Annotated in this window: 1 protein-coding gene; it reads left to right on the plus strand. The window is 69.1% G+C overall.

Features of this window, described 5'->3' with window-relative positions; translation table 11 throughout:
• The coding region (locus BFF77_RS24490; RefSeq protein WP_066953477.1) for a 3-dehydroquinate synthase II domain-containing protein at positions 1 to 805 on the plus strand (805 nt) is incomplete at both ends.

Genomic DNA, 805 nt, shown 5'->3' on the forward strand with positions numbered 1-805 from the left:
GCGGTCCACGATGCCGTCCACGCCCGTGTGGACGGCATCGTGGACCGCGACGCGGAAACGCTCGCGACCTTGCCGGTCACCGTCAAGCGCATCCTGACGGGCGCCGGGCGCCCGGAGGGCGAGGGGTTCGACGACCTGATCGTGCTGCGCGAGGTCGGCGGCACCGACGAGCTGAACCGGCTCCGCTCCCGGCACCAGTCCGGCGAGAAGGACATCGCCGGTCTGGTCGACGTCGTCGACGACCCGACGCTCGGCCTGGCCTGCGAGACGGCCATCGCCCTGCCGTACACGGTGGTGCAGTTCAAGGACCCGACGAAGATCCCGCTGGAGATCGTGATCGCCGCCGCGGACCGTTCCCCGGGCCAGCTCATCTGCCGGGCCGAGGACCTGGAGGAGGCCAAGGTCATCATCGATGTCCTGGAGAAGGGCTCGGAAGGCGTCCTGTTCGCACCGCGCGACGCGAACGACGTCTTCGAACTGGTGGAGCTGCTGCGGGTCAAGACCCCGGACCTGAACCTGAGCACGCTGACGGTCGAGTCGATCGAGCACCTGGGCCTGGGCGACCGGGTCTGCATCGACACCTGCACGCACTTCGAGAAGGACGAGGGCATGCTCGTCGGCTCGTACGCGCACGGGTTCATCCTGTGCGTGAGCGAGACGCACCCGCTGCCCTACATGCCGACCCGCCCCTTCCGCATCAACGCGGGCGCGCTGCACAGCTATGTCTTCGGCCAGGACAACCGGACGAACTATCTGAGCGAGCTGAAGGCCGGGTCCGCCGTCCTGGCCGTCGGCGCCGACGGCC

Source organism: Streptomyces lushanensis, from assembly GCF_001700515.1.
Classification (GTDB): Bacteria; Actinomycetota; Actinomycetes; order Streptomycetales; family Streptomycetaceae; genus Streptomyces; species Streptomyces lushanensis.